Here is a 17,451-nt window from a genome sequence, read left to right as displayed (position 1 = left end):
ATTTAAGACTTAACAATCTTAAAAATACCTGCTTTTTCTTTGGAACGCAGACTCAGAAAATATACACCTGTCGGTAATTTTTCAATATTTAATGTTGTTGAGCCTGCAATGTGATGCTCTTTTTGAAGCTTTCCGGAAACATCGTATATTTTTACGTCCATCTCCATTTCCGAAGGGATTGCAATGCTAATGAAGTTATGAGCAGGATTTGGGTATACACTCAATTCTTCCGAAGAAAATTGTTCTAGGTTTAAGTCATCTACGACTTTAGGCTGACTTGTTTCGGTACAACCATTTAAAGTAATTTCAACAGTGTAGGTTCCGTTTTCAGTTGGCATCAAGGTTTGATTGGTCGCTCCTGAAATTGGCAGATTAAGTTCAGCATTGATCCATTGATAGGAGGCAGAACCTTGATTGGCCGTCAACGTTGTTTCGGTTTGTGTAACGGTATTGTCTATAGGAAGTAAAGTAGCTTTTGTTGTGATATAGCCCGTTACCAATTTTACCAATTCATGATAATAGGGCAAGTCTAAAGTTGCGACTCGATCATTAGAACTGTGATAAAAGGGGGTTTCATCATCTGTTTCCCAGGACTCGCCCAACAAAACAGCAGAATAACCTTGGGCCCAAAAACTAGAATGATCACTCGCAAAAGTTCCAGGGTTAACTTCTATCACACTTAAATTAAAATCATAAGTGTCCAAAACCGAGATAATATCATCTTTCATTGCCGGTGAACCAGCAATATTTCTGTAATCAATATCAAACTCATTATCGCCAAAATCGCCAGGATTATCACCATCGTAACCCATCATATCCATATTTAAGACCCCTAAGATATTGTCACCATTTGCAGCAGCTTGGTTGGCATAAAACTGAGAGCCCAATAATCCTATTTCCTCTTCATCCCAAAGCGCATAAACGATAGTATTCTCTAAGCATTGAGTAGACAGGATTCTCGCCATTTCTAAAACGGCAGCAGTACCAGTGGCATTATCATCGGCACAAAAATTTGCGACACTGTCATAATGCGCGCATACCATGTAAATATTATCAGGATTGGTTTTTCCCTCTTGAATGGCTACAATATTTCGGCCATTAGTGTTAAATGATTGATCTATAATCGTTAAATTATCTAGGCTTTCAAAACGTTCTACAAGATAATCTGCAGCTATATCATTGTTAGCCTGTTGCCTGTTAATGATGGTCACCGTATTGCCGTTAACTGTGGTGGGAATCTCACCAGAAAATTCATTTAAAGTAAGCGTTAACTCCTCTAAACTAACGGCGTTGATGAGCTCTTGGATATTTTGAGCGGTTGATGTAGACACGACAAATACAGCGCAAAGACCCGCTATTAAAACCTTTAATTTCATAAATAAAATGCACTAATTAAAAAGCAAAGATACGGCATTTGAAACACAAATATTTTTGAACAAATTTGCAAATCCGGAATTTTATTCTACATTTGTAGAGTTAATTCTAAACATGTAGAGCAATGCAATTATCAAAAACCGAAGAACAATTGATGCAATATCTATGGAAACGTGATAAGGCTTTTATGAAAGATCTTCTTGAAGCTTATCCAGATCCTAAACCCGCTACTACCACAGTTGCCACCTTACTAAAGCGCATGATTGACAAAGGTTTTGTTGATTATAAACTCTTCGGAAAGTCTCGGGAATATTATCCCTTAGTTAGAAAGAAAGATTACTTCTCAAAACACGTAAATGGGCTCATTAAAAACTTCTTTAACGATAGTGCTTCTCAATTTGCCTCCTTTTTTACTACGGAAACAGACCTAAGCAAGGAAGAACTTGAAGATTTAAAAACCCTGATCGATACCGAAATTAAAAAGAAATGATCATGCTCATCTATATCCTAAAATCATCAGCTTGTTTGGCCCTATTGATGCTCTTCTATAAAGCTGCGCTAGAGAAGACCAGTGCACATACGTTTAAACGTTTTTATTTACTAGCGTCCATTGCCATAGCTTTCATCATCCCTTCCATCACCTTTGTAACCTATGTTGCACCAGTAACTACAGGGTATATGCCTCTTACTCCAGAGCTCATATTCGATAGTGTTGCCGAGATTCCAGAAGAAACACCTATAGATTATACACCATTTGTGTTATGGACTATTTACGGGCTTGGTGCTCTCGTGTTCCTTTTAAAATTTGTGTTTAATCTCTACACGATTACCTCTCGGGCAAAAAGCAATCCCCATCATAAAACAGATGGCTTTATACATGTGTTGGTGCATAAATTAAAGAGTCCGCATACTTTTTTTAATTACATTTTTCTCAACAAGACCAAATATCAGGCTCACAAGATCCCTAAAGAAGTCTTCTGGCACGAACAGGCACATGCCAAGCAAAAGCACAGCATCGATGTGCTTATTTTAGAAGTACTGCATATAGTACTTTGGTTTCATCCGCTTATCTATCTACTGAAACGTGACATCAAACTCAATCACGAGTTTTTGGCAGATCGTTCGGTTTTAAGTCAGGGCATACCTCCTTCGGAATATCAAACTATTTTATTGGCCTTCTCATCAAAGGCATCACATCAAGAATTGGCAAATGCCATTAATTATTCATCAATCAAAAAACGATTTACAGTTATGAACACAAAAACCTCCACACAAAAATTCTGGTACAGAAGCCTCTGGCTTTTGCCACTATGCGCCATGCTTTTATATGGTTTTAGCGAGAAAAAAGAAGAGTTTAAAGCAGACGATAGTGCGTCAACGGAGATTTCTAAGCAAATCGTCATTATGGCGCAAATCAATGCTGTTACCATTAACGGAAAAACCTCTCACATTGAGAATTTTACGCATGACTTAAACGCGGTGACTAAAGACTGGGATGATTTAGATTTTGATTCGGTTGTTCCTTCAGTACGCATTGCAAGTTGTTCTGCAGAATTTTTAGAACGTCTAAATGCTGAGTTCCGTCAAACGGATTATTACTTAAAATCCAATCAAGTTCTCAATATTGTACAAGAAAAAGCCACAGCAGAGCAAGTTGCAGAATACAACAAACTAGCTAAGCATTATAATAATCAACCCGATGATAAGCGCATCATTAAATTAAAAGATATGAAGCGCATAAAAATGCTTTATGACCTTATGTCTGATCAGCAAAAGGCAAATGCAGAACCTTTACCCAATTTTCCATCGCCACCGCCACCGCCATCTAGCATCCCACAATACAACCAAGGTAAAAAGAAGACTCTAAATGAAATTATAGAAGAAACACCAGATGGTGTTGAATCTGGATACGAACTACTAGAAAACGGAGAAACGCATTATTTCATCATTTACAATGGAAAGAAAACCTACTACAATAGCAATGGCTATATCACCGATGAAAAAGGAACTATTATTCCACCCCCACCACCGCCACCAAGTACTCCTAAAAAAGAAAAAGGAGGACCAAATGGTTTTTCCAACGTTATTAATAATAACACCACCAGTATTGCGGAAGTAGCGCCGACCTATCAAAAAGGGGACTTTAAAACTGGGTTTATAAAAATAAAAGGCATCCCACATTATTTTGTAACCATTATCGATAATACCTCATATTACAACCGTAAAGGTTATAAAGTCAATTTGAATGGGGTTGCTGTAAGCAAAACTCAGGTAAATGCTTCCGATGTTGTACCTGATCACTACATCACTAAAGTGTATCAAAACGGAACAATTGTCGCTGAATTTAAAGATCATAGGCCCGAAATGGAAAAAACGATAGTTGATATTCCTTTCCCTCCTCAGCCTTTAATGCCGCCCAAACCAATTAGGCCATTAGACCATATCGTCAATATGGCGAAAAAAAATGCAAAATTCTTTTATGAAGGTAAATCCGTCTCATCGGATAAAGCCATAAGCCTATTAAAATCGAATGAAGACCTCAATATCTTTACAAAAACACCTGAAGGAGATGTCCCACGTGTTTTTATAACGCGATTAACAAACCCAAGTAAAAATGAATTATCAGACGAGCTCCCTAAGCCTACGGCAGATAACATCATCAACCATTTTAAAGTCATGAATCGTCATGGGGCTAAATTCTATTTAGGAGATCAAAACATCTCGTTTAAAGATGCACTAAAATACGTAAAGCAGCATCGCGATGCTGATGTGGAGACTTCTTCAAAAAGCAATTCTGTTATTATAAAATTGCCGAAAAAATAATTTGGCATAGTTCAAATGCTAATACTAATTATTCAATAATTAAAATTGGCACTCCTGTATTAAACCTTTCAGCTCAAATTACTGAAAGGTTTTTTTATGTTAAATATTGTAACAAAAGCCCCTATTTAGCGTTCTAATCCTCTAGTCATCAATCAAACGCGTCTTACGGCGCATCAAAAAATCAAATCATCATGCTTAAACGGTTTTTTATCATCTGCTCTGGGGCAGATATCCATATTTTAGACAGTTGCTCCAACGGCGAGCAAAATAAATTTGCAGGCATTGGCGCTACCGTTTTTTTTACGGCAGTCATGGCTTTTATCGCTTGTAGCTATGCGCTCTTTACGGTCTTTGACAATGTATTTATAGCCATAGGCTTTGGACTCATTTGGGGGCTTTTAATTTTTAATCTGGATCGATTTATTGTCTCGACCATCAAAAAACGAAACCATAGCATCGACGAAATCATTCAGGCCTCACCTCGCTTGATTCTAGCTATAATTATTGCCATAGTCATTTCAAAACCTTTAGAACTTAAACTGTTTGAGAAGGAAATCAACCAAGTTCTTCTTGAACAAAAGAACGAAATGACCCTTAGCAATCAAACTCAAATTGCAGCTCAGTTTACTCCCAATATTAACGCCTTAGAACAAGATATCGAAACATTACAAGCACAAATTACTACTAAAGAAGCTGAAGTGAATGCCCTGTATCAAATCTATATTTCTGAGGCAGAAGGCACCTCTGGCACAGAACGTTTGGGCAAAGGCCCTGTGTATAAAGAAAAGCGAGAGAAACACGATGCGGCTTTAGCAGATTTTCAACAACTTAAAGCTGAGAACAAAGAAAAAATTGGCGGTATTGAAACGCAGATAGCCGAGTTGCAAACCAACTATGACGCACAAGTAAGTGGGACCCAACCTATCATTGATGGCTTTGACGGACTCATGGCCCGAATCGATGCTCTGGGCACATTGCCGTGGTTGCCTTCTTTTTTTATCTTCTTACTGTTTCTTGCCATTGAGACCTCTCCTATTTTCGCGAAGTTAATGTCTCCAAAAGGAGCCTATGATTACAAGCTTGAAGATGCCGAAACTGCCATTAAAACCTGGGTTGAGCAAAAAGTCAACGAGCGCCATGTGCTTCTTAAAACCGATCAACAACTCAATAATCGTATCTATTCTGATATTGCCGAAGAAGATGAACTCTACCAATACAAAAGAAAAAAAGCTCGCGAATTAATGCAACTTCAAGCCGATGCTTTTTTTAAACACCAAAAGAATGCACTATAAGAAGAGCATCTCACTATTCTTGAATGAAAGGCTACGTTCTAATTTTTAGAAATTAAACCTCAACGTTATTTGGTGATACTCAAGTTTCTTACCTTCGTTTTTATACTTTTAATTAAAACGAAGGTCATGAGATACACCATACTTATTTTAGTCTGTTTAACCCTGTCTTTTCAAAGTTTAGCACAGAGTCAAGCAAAACCATTGACTGTTGAAGAACAAAATGTTCAAGAGATGAAAGACGTAAGAGCTAAAATTCTCGAGGTGATGAAAGCTCAAGAAATTGCTTGGAATCGCCATGATCTAGAAGGCTTTATGGAAGGTTATTGGAAAAATGATTCTCTAAAGTTCTACGGCAGCAGCGGCTTGACCTATGGATGGGACAATACGTTGGCCAATTATAAAAAAGGCTACCCAACAACGGCAGAAAGCGGAACCTTAAAATTTGTAATCAATGACATCTCTGCTATTGAGAATAACGCCTATTGGGTTATGGGAGAATATCATCTCAACAGAACCGCTGGCGATGCCAATGGCGTGTTCATGATTATCTTCAAAAAAATTAATGGGCAATGGAAAATTATAGCAGACCTATCTTGCTAGCTTTGAGCATTTCTTGTTATATCACGCCATGCAAATATCACTAATGCTTTTCAGCAACTAATAACAAAGCCAACAGTTAAAACCAAGCCTTTATTTAAGCCGCAGTTTCTGCAGCTTTAAAATGACTGTAAAGATTAGAGTTACCTGCTCCAATAATAGACAAACGCTTGTTTTTTGATAAGGCTTCATTTTGAAGTCTTGAAATCGCTTTTATGCCATGACGATCAATATTGACCAAGTCTTCTAAACTCACTGTAATGGCATTAAACATTTCAAGTACAGACTTGAATTCATTTTCAAAAAGATGTACATTTTTCTTGTTGAGCGTACCTTTTACCTTGAAAAAGTTGTTCGCATTTTTAATTTCGAGATACATAAGTAATGATTTAGGGGTGAACGTCCTTCAATAGACTTGCTATCAAAGTACTAACAGTACAAATATCTTAAATAATTTCATGCAAATTACATTTTTTCGACCAGATGTGGTTTTGTCAGATTTCAGATAAAAACAAGCAGATTTAACCGATAAACAACAGTCTTTTAGTATTTTATACTGGAGATTGATCGTCTGTTCAACGCTTAATATTTCCGAAGAAACGTAATGTTGATGTTGTATAAACGATTTCTTAATTTTACGCAATGAAGCGACAGTACCAAATCCTATTGTATCTCCTTTTAGCAGGAATTACCATCTATGGATTGATCACAGGAAAGTTTCTATTCTTAGTATTTATGATCCCGCTAAGTTTAGGGATATTTAAGAAAGACAAGGATAAAGATTAACCCTTTTTGACGTATTGCGTAATGATAACGATTTGCTGACCATCTACTTTGCCTTCAATATATTCGGCATTTTCATGATCTAATCTAATGTTTCTTACCGCCGTACCTTGTTTGGCCACCATACTAGATCCTTTGACTTTTAAATCTTTAATAAGCACAACATTATCTCCATGTTCTAAGATAACTCCGTTAGAATCACGATGAATGATTTTATCGGCAACATCTTCGTGTTCTCCTGTAGCTCTTGCCAATGCCAATGCTTCATCATCAAGATACATCATGTCTACTAAATCTTTTGGCCATCCCTCTCCTCTTAATCGTTGTAACATGCGCCATGCCATAATTTGTACAGCAATGTGCTCACTCCACATGCTATCGTTAAGACAACGCCAATGGTTAGAATCCATGTCCTCAGTACCTTCAATTTGGTCTTTACATGTTTTACAGACCAGCACGTCATTGGCCACGTTTTCATTTAAAGATGGTGGGATGGTGTATTGTGACAACTCAACTCCTGAAGCACAAAGCTCACAGGTGTTATTACTTCTATCTTGAAGGGTTTGAAGAACGCTCATATCCTATTGTTTTTAATCTATTGAGCGCAAATATAGGTATTGTAAAAGGTTGTAAACCTCAAAAATCAAATTTAAAATCTCAATTTAAATGCGTGGGTTTGGACTTGGGGTCTATATAAACTTCCAATAATTTTGCTGAGGATGATTCAACCATCACAGCTGTTGTTACTGCTGGCACCAAAATGGTCTCTCCAGTCTTTAAATGTTCTTTATAACTGCCAACCGTAATATCTGCAGTTCCCTCTACACACATAAAAATAACAAAGGAATCTAAGTTTGTATAATCCTTTCGCATCTGCTTTTTGACCTCTAAAATGTTGGTCGTAAAATAGTCACAAGATACAAGATTAGCATAACTGACTTGCTCCAAATTGTAAGCGGCCTTTCCGTTGGAAGGGAATGATTTGGTAGCTTTTTCTGCAAGTTGGGTGTGCAGTTCACGTTTTTGTCCGGCATCATCAGTTCTATCCCAATCGTATACGCGGTAAGTAATGTCTGAGGTTTGTTGAATTTCTGCCGCCAATACGCCTGCGCCTATGGCATGTATTTTTCCTGCGGGAATAAAATAACTATCTCCTTTTTTAACTTGCTCTCTATTAAAAACAGACGCTACATTATCCTCATTGATGTGGTTTAGGATGTCAGGATTGGCATTCTCATCTTTGAGACCTATCACAATGCTAGCACTTTCATCACTATCCATAATGTACCACATTTCCGTTTTTCCGAAGGAATTGTGATACTTTTCTGCCATGGCATCGTCTGGATGCACCTGTACAGACAAGTCTGATTGTGCATCTAAAAACTTGATCAAAAGCGGAAAGTTATATCCAAACGTTTTGAAGTTGTTCTTGCCTACAAAATCGGCTTTGTAATTTGCAATTAGCGCTTTTAGCGAAGCCCCTTTATAATCGCCGTTGCTCACTACGGAAACATTACCGCCTACATCAGAAATTTCCCAGCTCTCACCTACGGCATTAGAGTTGGTTTGTTTTCCTAAAATGGCATTCAGTTTTTGTCCGCCCCAAATCTTTTCTTTTAAAATGGGATCAAATTTTATAGGATATGGTCTCATCGTGTTCATTGTTATAGGTTATCGTTATATACTAGTCCCCCTATTGCCATCTCCGGATCAAGTTCATTAATGCGATCTGTAATGGCGTATAGTTTGTGCATCAGTGCGTGTTTTTTCTCGTAAGGTTTCAGAATATAGGTTTGATCTTCTTTAAGCAGATCTTGATGGTCTCTTAACGCTCTCAACAATACATCTAGCGTAAGAAAATTTCCACCAATAGCGTTGGCATTAATATAGCCTATGCTGTTAATATCAAATTCGTTGATCATAAATCTGGCACCTGCTTTTACGGCATTGGCCTCAGATTTCTTTCGTTTGATATTGATTACCGATACATTTTTGCAATCTTCTTTAATGTCTTTAAGCAGGTAATACGTATGATCTGTACTGTTATTGTTAACTAAGCAAAGCTCTGTGTTGCGGAGTTCTTTGGCAATCTCTAGAAACAGTGGTTTGTTAATATGATCTTCAAGGTCATAAAATATAATGACGAGTGCGGTTTTCATAGGGTTTGCCTTAGACTAATTAAGCAATAGTGATTTTTGAAGATACCTCCATATTGTTTACACCTGGTTTTTTCTTACCCCTGTATACCCAAGCAATTTGAGCTAATTGGCCTACAATTTTTACGGAGTCTTTCATCGACAACTTAGAACCATCAGCATGAATCCATCGCTTTAAAGGTTGCTCACAAAGCATGGCTTTTGCAGATTTCAATCCGAAATGCTGGGTCATTCTCTTAAAAATCTCAACATCAAAGATCCATTGGGTTACAAATTTTTTGCTAAAAGCGACGTCTATCACATCTTTGTGAAAAATCTTGGCACCACATTGTGTGTCTTTAAAATCCATAGATAAGATCTTTCTAATGATGAAATTAATGGTCATACTAATAATTTTTCTCGCCGACTCTTTTGTGATATCTGCACCCATTCTTGCGATACGAGATCCGCTCACAATTTTAAATTCCGAATTCTCTATAGTCTTTACCAAATCATCAAAATCGGCAAGGTCTGTAGACAAATCGGCATCCAAGAAACCGATGTAATCTAAATCTTCTTTTTCCGTCATGTGCAACATCCCCAAACGTACAGCCTCTGCTTTACCGCCATTTTTTTCACAATCATACACTGTAATAAAGTCTTCCCTTCCTTTTTGAAGCTCATGTAACACCTCTAAGGTTTTATCTTTACTCCCATCATTAACAAAACACAAATGATACCCAGAGTGCTTATCGATATAGGTGATAAATTCTTCACTTAGCAAACGTTCTTCTTCGTTATAACAAGGAATCACTACCCCAACGCAACGTTGCTGAATCATTACATTACTAGAACTTGATGCTGCATTTGACAACTCTGGCAAACCGATTAAACGTTTTACACGAGCACAAATCTCATTAAGACTTAGAGGTTTTTTCATATAGTCGTCAATTCGCATTTCGAATGCCTCGGTGATAATAGCATCTTGCGTATTTCCTGACAAGACCATTATGGAGGTTTCAGAATGCTCTACAGATCTTATGTGTTTTACAATCTCTAAACCAGAAAGACCAGGCATATTGATATCTACAATCACTAAATCTGGATTAAAAGACTTATACGTCTCTAGTGCGCGATTCGCATTTGTTTCAATTTCTACATCGTAGCCTATTTCGATTAAACGCTTTTGTAAGGGTAACAATACGAGTTGCTGATCATCAATTGCTAAAACTTTCATAATTGGGGTGTTTTAATGTTTTCGTTGGGTCAAAATTAGCGGGATTGATGCTTCAAAATTGGATATTTAGGCAATCAAACCATTAGTGTAGATGAATGGTAGATTACTGTAGATGATTAATGAATGTGTACCTGTCTCAATTATTTACCTTTACTTTATTAAATTGGTCTTACCAAAGCATGAAAGAAACCACAAATAAATATTTAATTGGCGCTCTCCTTTTAGGATTGGCATTTCATGGAACTTCCATTTTTTTTACTTTGGAAACCACCTATGATGCGTTGATTCATTTATTTTTTGCAGACCATTATGCGCATAGTTGGTTTGAGCCTTGGAACTATGAGTGGTACACCGGCTTTACCGTGATGAGCTATCCGCCGCTAGTGCATCAGTCCATCGGATTGTTTTCCCTTATTGGTGGTTTAAAATTCGGGATGTTTACGGTGGCACTTATTAGTATTGTTTTATTTATAACAGGGGTCTACAGGTTCTCCTTATTAATAACCAGTAATAAAACAGCTGCAGGCTATGCGGCTTTGCTAGCCGTATTTTCATCGTCTTTTGTAGAAACATTACATGTATTTGGCCAATTGCCAAGCATTATAGGGATTTCTGTATTAATGCACTCTTTACCAGAAATATACCTGTGGCTAAAAACCGGTAGGTATTGGTATTTGGCGACCTCGCTCTCCTTAATCTCTGTTACGGTAACCTCCCACCATGTGACACCCATATTTGGGATGGTCTTTTTTATCTTTCCATTGATTGGCACGGTGATCATGGATGTTTCTCGTGAAAAAGTAGACACAATGAAAGCCGTGACGTTTAGGGTTTTTATCGATAGCTTCCTCAAGCTATTTAAGCGTATTTTAAGTTTTGGACTATTGTCTTTAATGATTATTGTGGGTTGTATTCTTCCCTACTGGATCAACTCTAAGGCTAACCCCATTACCCAAGTTCCTATTCCGCACGGCTCAAGAGATAATTTTCTAGAGATCACGTCGTCGGGATTAGTGTTCTTTCTTATCCCTTGGGGTGTGTTACTCATTTTACTCCCTTATATATTTTATAGATATTACAGCAAACGCTATTTGTTTTTTGGTTTGTCCATGACCATCTTAACCGTTTTAGGAACTGGTGGAACAACGCCAATCCCATTAAAGATTTTGGGCGAAACAGCTTTTAATATTCTCACCTTAGACCGTTTTACACTTTGGGCCTCCATCATGTCCTTACCGCTGTTGGGTGAATTTACTTATCGCTTTGTACAAGGCGACTTAAAAACGTTGATTCAAACTCGATTTGGAGCCATCTACCATAGAATTTCTGGAGGCATTCTCGCAGGCCTTTTTGTCTTTATGACCATTTTCACGATGAGTCTGGGATATTTTAGACCATCTCAGCCACAAAAAATAAAGATGTTGCCCATTGTTAATTTTCTCAATCAAGATGATCATGATAAATGGCGATTCTTAACCTTAGGTTTTGGAGACCAAATGGCATGGCTAAGCGCACAGACCAATGCCATGACCGTTGATGGCAATTATCATTCTGCCAGACGCCTTCCCGAATTAACCACAAGGCCTATTGAGCGCTTAGAAAATTCTAAATTTAAGGGCGTTGCAGGTATTGGCTCCTTGCAGCAGTTTCTAACCACCCCAGAAAAGTATAATCTCAAGTACATCTTTTCTAACGATAAATTTTATGATCCCATTCTCTATTTCTGCGGATGGCAACGCTTAAGACAATTAGAAAATGGCATTATGGTTTGGGAGCGTTTAAACGTGCCACCAGTCTCTTCGATTCTACCCAAAGACGATGTGTCTAAATGGCAAAAAATACTTTGGGGCATAATGCCGTTTTTAACCGTGCTGATTGCTTTTGTTTTAAACATTCAAATGCTGTGGGTCAATGCCTTAAAAACAAAAATCAAAAAAGCTCCAGACTTTCTAAAATTTCAAAATAACTATACCAAGTTTTCAAGAACAATACTTAGAATCACACACATCTGGTTCTTGATCTTAGCCGTTGTTTTTAGTTATGGATTTTATTTGTTTTACCTTAAAAATGATTCGCAACGCAGTCCAGAAAACGCCATCATAGCCTATTATGACGCGTTGGATTTTAAAGAATTTGAAACCGCTTTCAGCTTAGTGAATCCCGAAAGTGACTTGACCATTGCACAATACATGCTGGAGGTTTCTGTAACCGATGGTCTTTTAAGCAGCTATGCCAAACTAGATGCCATTGAAACTACCATACTGCACCAAAACGATAGCCTAGCTACAATAAGAGTAGATACCAAGTGGATTACACCTTTGGAGAAAATTAGTAAAGCCGAATATAAATCACTCACCAAAAAACGTGGAAAATGGTATATAGAACCAGAAGATTTTGACAACGACTTGCCGCCAGATCAACTCTATTCAGATAATGTGACCGCTTATTTTAATCAAGGTAGACGACGCATTACCACAGAACAAACTCATCATGAAGACGTTTTAAAGCAACCTGTTCTTGAGGTACTTTCTGCCAAGCTTGTTAAATATGATGGTCACTATGCCATTATTGGCAACATCCAAAATATAGACAACGTTCCTGCAGATGTGGTACTCAAAGGGACTTTATATAATGATGATAATAAAGAATTGGCCACCTACAACGCCAAATATCATGTAAAGCATAAATTAATGCCTAAAGAAACTACCGCCTTTAAAATCAATTTTGAAGGGATTGCTTGGTCAAAAACCAAAGACTCTATTCCCGACACCTTTAATCCAGATGAGTTTACACCAATAGAATTTGAAGAGCAACCCACTAAATTTAACCTTCAAGCTGCGGGAAATGTTTCGGGATCAGATTTATATAAGAATATCGTGATCAGCGATTTAAACGTCAGTGAAACGGTTGTTGAGGGACATTTATTTAATAGCGGGCTTCAGGAGATCACCATTCCCCAACTTCTGATTACGTATTTTGATGAAAACAAAAACATGATTTGGGTAGATCATATGTTCGTGAAGGAAGGTGTGAGGCAACAACGTAAACAAGATTTTGAATATCAAATTCCGTATCATAGCGCTGTTGAGACCATCAATAACAGCATGGAAAACATTTTTGTCAACGGGCTTCCAAACACTCCTATTTCAGATAAAATAGTGCCCAACCGGATTATGAATCATAGCAACTCTGTCTTGCAACCCATCAAACATCCAGATTTTAGCTATATTAAAATAGAAACTAACGTGTACATCGGCAGCCCAAATTGAAATTACTAAAACAAACATACCGCTACCTCCTCATTTTGTTGATGGTATCCTCATTTGCTACTATTCAAGAACTGGATACTGTTGATGCTATACAACTCATAACCACACAAACTCAGTTTGAGGCCAGCCACCGTATTGTATTAAAATTTTCAACCTCGGGGAATTCGCAACCCGATTTATATTGTGCCAACAGTTATGGTTCTACCTTAATACCTCCTACACTCAATAACAACACCTTGTCTTACGAAATCCCTAAACACATTAGCAAAAAACTGGGCAAGGTACAGTGGACGCTTTTAAACGGGGGCTCTCCCCTTTCAGGACAATTTGAAATACAACCATTACGGCAAGTGAGCTCTTTAGAAACCTACATTGGCCCACCGAGTATTGAAGCTGGGGGAACCGATTATACCATGCTCGTCGTCATCCCAACCGATTCTTTAGATAATCCCCTACCCGAGAACACAGCAGTTACCGCTAAACATCAATTTTTAAAATCCGAGACCTCTGAGGTGATCTTTACGGAACATCTCATCGCTTATAAAAATATGTTTTCAAAACGAGAAAGCGGCCGGATGTTGGTTTCTTCGGAAAGTTTAAAACACAACTCCAAAGAGTTCGTTATTAACGTATTTCCAGCCATACCAACCGATTTTAAAATTTCCGCAACACGCCCACATGATTATGCAGATGGCAATCAAATGACCACCTTCACAACGACCATCATTAAGGATAAACAGAACAATATTATAAGTGATGGAACTTTTGTTGACTTTTTTATAACCACGCCCAATGGTAATGTTTTGAAGACCTCTGGAACTACTGTAGATGGTATTGCCACCTCTAAAATTATCCATCCAGATCACGACACCCAATGGTCTATAAAATCTTTCGTAGAAGGTATGGCAGAAAGCAACACCCTATCTATTAGTTACAAACAAGTCATTACAGAATTTAATGTGGCATTTTCAAAAGACAATAGAACCATAAATGTTGGACCTCTACAAAGTTTTATGCAACAAATGATCCCCGACGGGCTGCAGGTGAAACTTCTTGTGTATAAAGACGGAACGCTTTTAGAAACTTGGTCCAACACCTCAATTAATGGTTTTGCTAATTTCTATCTCAAACCCGATGTTCTAAAGAAAGACAGGTATGACATCATAGTAAAAACAGCAGGACTCACAAAAACTTTCAATAACAGAACGCTATGGTAGGTCTTAACAAAAACATACTGCGTACCATTTTAATTGCCTCATATATTATGATCATAGCCTTAATTATTTCTGGTGTTAGCGCGCTGTTTGGATATTTAAATACTGGAGCAGACCGAAGCGCCATGCTACATACCGAAATTAAAAAAGTAGAGCAATACCTGCCTGATATGATTTGGAGCCCACTAACCAACGAGGGCAGACCGATTGACGAAGAAAACCTCAACGCCATAGAAAATGACTACCTAGACGCTTGGTATGTTAAACATGTAGCTTATAAAACCAATACCACAAAAGGCATCAAGGATTATTACACCGATAATGCCAGAACTAATTTATACAATTTTATTGAAGATAATACTGCCAAAAATGTCACGGTAGAGTCTACTACTTTAGCACACCATCCTACATTGGAGTTTTTTAGTGAAGACGGACAGTTAGTGGTAATCACAGACCGTGATGTTGTGGAGTACAAGCGCGTGTTTAAGGACAAGCAATTGGTTTTAGAAACTACGGAAATGAGCACTTATAAGATCATCATGTTGCTTGAAGATGGGTTTTGGCGGATCAGGCATTTTGTAAAAATGGCAACAGAGGCTTATCAAGCAGAAAATAATGCCGTTGCTACAAATGGTCTTAACATTAAGGGAATCAATTACTATCCGCAAGCCTCGCCTTGGGACATGTATGGCGATAACTTTTCAAAAGATACTATTGCTCGAGATTTCAAGATCATTAAAGAAGCGGGTCTAACTTCGGTGCGTTTATTTGTGCCTTATGAAGACTTCGGAAAAGCCGAGGTACGCCCAGATAAACTTGAAAAATTAAAGCAAACCTTAGATGCTGCAGAAGCGAATAATCTCGACGCCGTTATTACACTCTTTGATTTTTATGGGGATTATTCGGTTTTAGATTGGACCTTGAATATGCGCCATGCCGAAATCGTGATCAATGCCGTTAAAGACCACAAAGCGCTTATAGCTTGGGACATTAAAAACGAACCCAATTTAGATTTTGACTCTCGCGGAAAATCAAATGTAGTGTCTTGGCTTGAAAATATGATTCATCATGTAAAATCCATAGACGCTGCGCATCCAATAACCATAGGATGGTCTAACACCCAAAGTGCAACCATTTTAAAAGACCAATTAGACCTGATCTCGTTTCACTATTATGAAGACCTCCAAGGTTTGGATGCCGCTGTAAAAGCCATGCGAAAAGACATCCCCAATAAACCTTTAGTACTTCAGGAATTTGGAATGTCCTCCTACAGTGGTTTTTGGAAACCGTTTGGATCTTCAACCGAAGATCAGGCCAATTACCACAAAAAAGTCCAAGAAATCATTGCAAATAACGATTTGCAATTTATGTCTTGGACTTTATACGATTTTACTGAAATACCAAAGGAAGTCGTTGGGAGACTTCCTTGGCGAAAAAATGCTCAAAAGCATTTTGGCTTTATCAATGCTGAAGGCGAAAAAAAGGAGTCCTTTAAATATATTTCTGGACAGTAGACGACTCTAAAACCACGTCTTTTTGAGGCGATTTACTAGAGATAATCGCCTTAAAATGTTCTAGATACATACCTGTAATTTTTTCCATAGGATACGCTGTTGCAGCTTCGTAATTTGCTTTTCCCAGAGCAATACGGTGTGCATCGTTAGTAACAATAGCCTCAATGGCACTCGCCAAACTAGTTACAGAGGTTGGGTCAAAAAACTCTCCTTTATATCCTTCATCTTGTACTAACAGCGCTAAATCGCCCAAATCTGGCATGACTACAGCTTTACCGTAACTCCCCGCCTGGTGCAATACGCCAGAACTGCCTGTTGTAGAGGTATACGGAAATACCACCACAGCACTTTCATTAAATAAAATTGGCACTTCAAATTCTTCAACGTAGCCCGTAAAAAGCACTTGTGGTACATGCTTATAATCTTCTTGTACTTTGGCCAAATACCCAGGTACGTTGGGATTATCGGTACCCGCAATAACAACCTCTAGGTCAAGACCTGTAGATGCTCTTACTTTTTCTACCGCTTCTATCATGGACTCTACTTTTTTGTAGGTTCCAAATTTTCCGAAGGTCATTACCTGTAAAGGCCCTTCTGGGATACTATAGTTGGGAGTAACTTCAGAAATTTCAAAAGTACCGTGCGGAATTAAAGTGACATTCTTAGCATTGTACTTTTGCTCTAAAATGTTCACATACTTTTGCATGGTCACCGCCACAGTATCGGCCTGTAAAATCAATTTGGTTAAGGTGGTGCCTATAAAACCATATAGTTTTTGCATTAATTTATTTGAGGTAAAACCAGCCGACTCTAGATCGACTTCCTCTAAGATATTATGTAATAACACGATGTTAGGGATGCGCTTTAATTTACACACCAATGGCAACATCAATCCTAGCGCTGCTGCAATTTTCTTATCGCCAAACTTCATAAACTGTAAATTAAACAATACGGCATCTGGCGCAACGGTATTAATAGCCTTAGTTACATTTACAATATTAGCGTAACTATTGAAGGCCCAACATTCCTTAACCGTAATCTTACAACCGTCTTCGGTAAAGGTGATGTCTTTTGCACCTTCGGTTTTATCGGTTAACAACACCACTTCGGTTACGGCATCTTGTTGTCTAAAATGTTTTACTAAATGATATGCATATTCGTTTAAGGTTACTTTACTTGGCGGATATGCTGTTACAATTGCTAGTTTCATTTT

Annotated in this window: 15 protein-coding genes; 8 read left to right on the top strand and 7 right to left on the bottom strand. The window is 37.9% G+C overall.

The genetic code is table 11. From position 1 onward, the window contains the following. Positions 1 to 2: 2 nt before the first annotated feature. Positions 3 to 1,376, bottom strand: coding sequence for a M28 family peptidase (locus P176_RS20040; RefSeq protein ID WP_026754812.1), 1,374 nt, complete (start codon positions 1,374 to 1,376; stop codon positions 3 to 5). Between the two features lie 122 nt (positions 1,377 to 1,498). On the opposite strand from P176_RS20040, the gene P176_RS0111280 reads away from it, so the two are divergent. The 4 genes from P176_RS0111280 (at position 1,499) to P176_RS0111265 (ending at position 6,089) form a co-directional block, all read left to right on the top strand. Further along, positions 1,499 to 1,864 (top strand): BlaI/MecI/CopY family transcriptional regulator, encoded by a 366-nt coding sequence (locus P176_RS0111280; protein WP_026754811.1) that lies wholly within the window; start codon positions 1,499 to 1,501, stop codon positions 1,862 to 1,864. A gap of 2 nt (positions 1,865 to 1,866) precedes the next feature. Next, positions 1,867 to 4,197, top strand: a complete 2,331-nt coding sequence (locus P176_RS20035; RefSeq protein WP_197022163.1) for a M56 family metallopeptidase — start codon at positions 1,867 to 1,869, stop codon at positions 4,195 to 4,197. A gap of 191 nt (positions 4,198 to 4,388) precedes the next feature. Beyond that, positions 4,389 to 5,489 (top strand): DUF4407 domain-containing protein, encoded by a 1,101-nt coding sequence (locus P176_RS0111270; RefSeq protein ID WP_026754810.1) that lies wholly within the window; start codon positions 4,389 to 4,391, stop codon positions 5,487 to 5,489. 126 nt (positions 5,490 to 5,615) lie between these two features. Continuing rightward, positions 5,616 to 6,089, top strand: a complete 474-nt coding sequence (locus P176_RS0111265; RefSeq protein WP_026754809.1) for a DUF4440 domain-containing protein — start codon at positions 5,616 to 5,618, stop codon at positions 6,087 to 6,089. A gap of 94 nt (positions 6,090 to 6,183) precedes the next feature. On the opposite strand, the gene P176_RS0111260 is transcribed toward P176_RS0111265, so the two are convergent. Further along, a complete protein-coding gene (locus P176_RS0111260; RefSeq protein WP_026754808.1) occupies positions 6,184 to 6,465 on the bottom strand; it encodes a hypothetical protein in 282 nt (93 codons plus the stop codon). Between the two features lie 263 nt (positions 6,466 to 6,728). Between P176_RS0111260 and P176_RS20565 the strand changes: the two genes are divergently transcribed. Beyond that, positions 6,729 to 6,872: a hypothetical protein gene (locus tag P176_RS20565; RefSeq protein WP_026754807.1), complete on the top strand. Its 144-nt coding sequence runs from the start codon at positions 6,729 to 6,731 to the stop codon at positions 6,870 to 6,872. Here P176_RS20565 and P176_RS0111250 read toward each other — a convergent pair. From P176_RS0111250 to P176_RS0111235, 4 genes are all read right to left on the bottom strand, one after another. Continuing rightward, on the bottom strand, positions 6,869 to 7,447 hold the full coding sequence (locus P176_RS0111250; RefSeq protein ID WP_026754806.1) for an alkylphosphonate utilization protein: 579 nt from the start codon (positions 7,445 to 7,447) through the stop codon (positions 6,869 to 6,871). The two genes, P176_RS20565 and P176_RS0111250, sit on opposite strands and share 4 nt — an antisense overlap. A gap of 79 nt (positions 7,448 to 7,526) precedes the next feature. Next, the gene (locus P176_RS0111245) at positions 7,527 to 8,531 is read right to left on the bottom strand and encodes a type I phosphomannose isomerase catalytic subunit (RefSeq protein WP_369793768.1); all 1,005 of its coding nucleotides are present in this window, start codon (positions 8,529 to 8,531) and stop codon (positions 7,527 to 7,529) included. A gap of 2 nt (positions 8,532 to 8,533) precedes the next feature. Further along, entirely contained in the window at positions 8,534 to 9,028 is a 495-nt protein-coding gene (locus P176_RS19350) for a glycosyltransferase (protein WP_051605470.1), read from the bottom strand. A 19-nt stretch (positions 9,029 to 9,047) separates the two neighbouring features. Beyond that, positions 9,048 to 10,241, bottom strand: a complete 1,194-nt coding sequence (locus tag P176_RS0111235) for a response regulator (protein ID WP_026754804.1) — start codon at positions 10,239 to 10,241, stop codon at positions 9,048 to 9,050. 179 nt (positions 10,242 to 10,420) lie between these two features. On the opposite strand from P176_RS0111235, the gene P176_RS0111230 reads away from it, so the two are divergent. Genes P176_RS0111230 through P176_RS0111220 form a run of 3 tightly spaced genes read left to right on the top strand, consistent with a single transcriptional unit; the run spans position 10,421 to position 16,238 of the window. Continuing rightward, positions 10,421 to 13,510 carry a membrane protein gene (locus P176_RS0111230; RefSeq protein ID WP_026754803.1) on the top strand — a complete coding sequence of 1,030 codons (3,090 nt, stop codon included), beginning with the start codon at positions 10,421 to 10,423 and terminating at the stop codon, positions 13,508 to 13,510. Beyond that, the gene (locus tag P176_RS0111225) at positions 13,507 to 14,727 is read left to right on the top strand and encodes a hypothetical protein (RefSeq protein WP_037348906.1); all 1,221 of its coding nucleotides are present in this window, start codon (positions 13,507 to 13,509) and stop codon (positions 14,725 to 14,727) included. The genes P176_RS0111230 and P176_RS0111225 overlap by 4 nt, the downstream gene beginning before the upstream one ends. Further along, the gene (locus tag P176_RS0111220) at positions 14,721 to 16,238 is read left to right on the top strand and encodes a glycoside hydrolase family 2 TIM barrel-domain containing protein (protein ID WP_026754801.1); all 1,518 of its coding nucleotides are present in this window, start codon (positions 14,721 to 14,723) and stop codon (positions 16,236 to 16,238) included. Before P176_RS0111225 ends, P176_RS0111220 begins: the two co-directional genes overlap by 7 nt. Here the strand turns inward: P176_RS0111220 and P176_RS0111215 are convergent. Continuing rightward, the gene (locus P176_RS0111215) at positions 16,216 to 17,448 is read right to left on the bottom strand and encodes a glycosyltransferase (RefSeq protein WP_026754800.1); all 1,233 of its coding nucleotides are present in this window, start codon (positions 17,446 to 17,448) and stop codon (positions 16,216 to 16,218) included. The two genes, P176_RS0111220 and P176_RS0111215, sit on opposite strands and share 23 nt — an antisense overlap. Between the last annotated feature and the right edge of the window lie 3 nt (positions 17,449 to 17,451).

The organism is Sediminibacter sp. Hel_I_10, assembly GCF_000688335.1.
In the GTDB taxonomy this organism is placed as follows: domain Bacteria; phylum Bacteroidota; class Bacteroidia; order Flavobacteriales; family Flavobacteriaceae; genus Psychroserpens.
This window is presented reverse-complemented; position numbering and strand designations above follow the sequence as displayed.

Coding starts and splice junctions, on each gene's coding strand:
- P176_RS20565 (WP_026754807.1), top strand. CDS start 6,729: ATGAAGCGACAGTACCAAATCCTATTGTATCTCCTTTTAGCAGGAATT.
- P176_RS0111235 (WP_026754804.1), bottom strand. CDS start 10,241: ATGAAAGTTTTAGCAATTGATGATCAGCAACTCGTATTGTTACCCTTA.
- P176_RS0111280 (WP_026754811.1), top strand. CDS start 1,499: ATGCAATTATCAAAAACCGAAGAACAATTGATGCAATATCTATGGAAA.
- P176_RS19350 (WP_051605470.1), bottom strand. CDS start 9,028: ATGAAAACCGCACTCGTCATTATATTTTATGACCTTGAAGATCATATT.
- P176_RS0111230 (WP_026754803.1), top strand. CDS start 10,421: ATGAAAGAAACCACAAATAAATATTTAATTGGCGCTCTCCTTTTAGGA.
- P176_RS0111215 (WP_026754800.1), bottom strand. CDS start 17,448: ATGAAACTAGCAATTGTAACAGCATATCCGCCAAGTAAAGTAACCTTA.
- P176_RS0111265 (WP_026754809.1), top strand. CDS start 5,616: ATGAGATACACCATACTTATTTTAGTCTGTTTAACCCTGTCTTTTCAA.
- P176_RS0111260 (WP_026754808.1), bottom strand. CDS start 6,465: ATGTATCTCGAAATTAAAAATGCGAACAACTTTTTCAAGGTAAAAGGT.
- P176_RS0111250 (WP_026754806.1), bottom strand. CDS start 7,447: ATGAGCGTTCTTCAAACCCTTCAAGATAGAAGTAATAACACCTGTGAG.
- P176_RS0111270 (WP_026754810.1), top strand. CDS start 4,389: ATGCTTAAACGGTTTTTTATCATCTGCTCTGGGGCAGATATCCATATT.
- P176_RS20035 (WP_197022163.1), top strand. CDS start 1,867: ATGCTCATCTATATCCTAAAATCATCAGCTTGTTTGGCCCTATTGATG.
- P176_RS20040 (WP_026754812.1), bottom strand. CDS start 1,376: ATGAAATTAAAGGTTTTAATAGCGGGTCTTTGCGCTGTATTTGTCGTG.
- P176_RS0111245 (WP_369793768.1), bottom strand. CDS start 8,531: ATGAACACGATGAGACCATATCCTATAAAATTTGATCCCATTTTAAAA.
- P176_RS0111220 (WP_026754801.1), top strand. CDS start 14,721: ATGGTAGGTCTTAACAAAAACATACTGCGTACCATTTTAATTGCCTCA.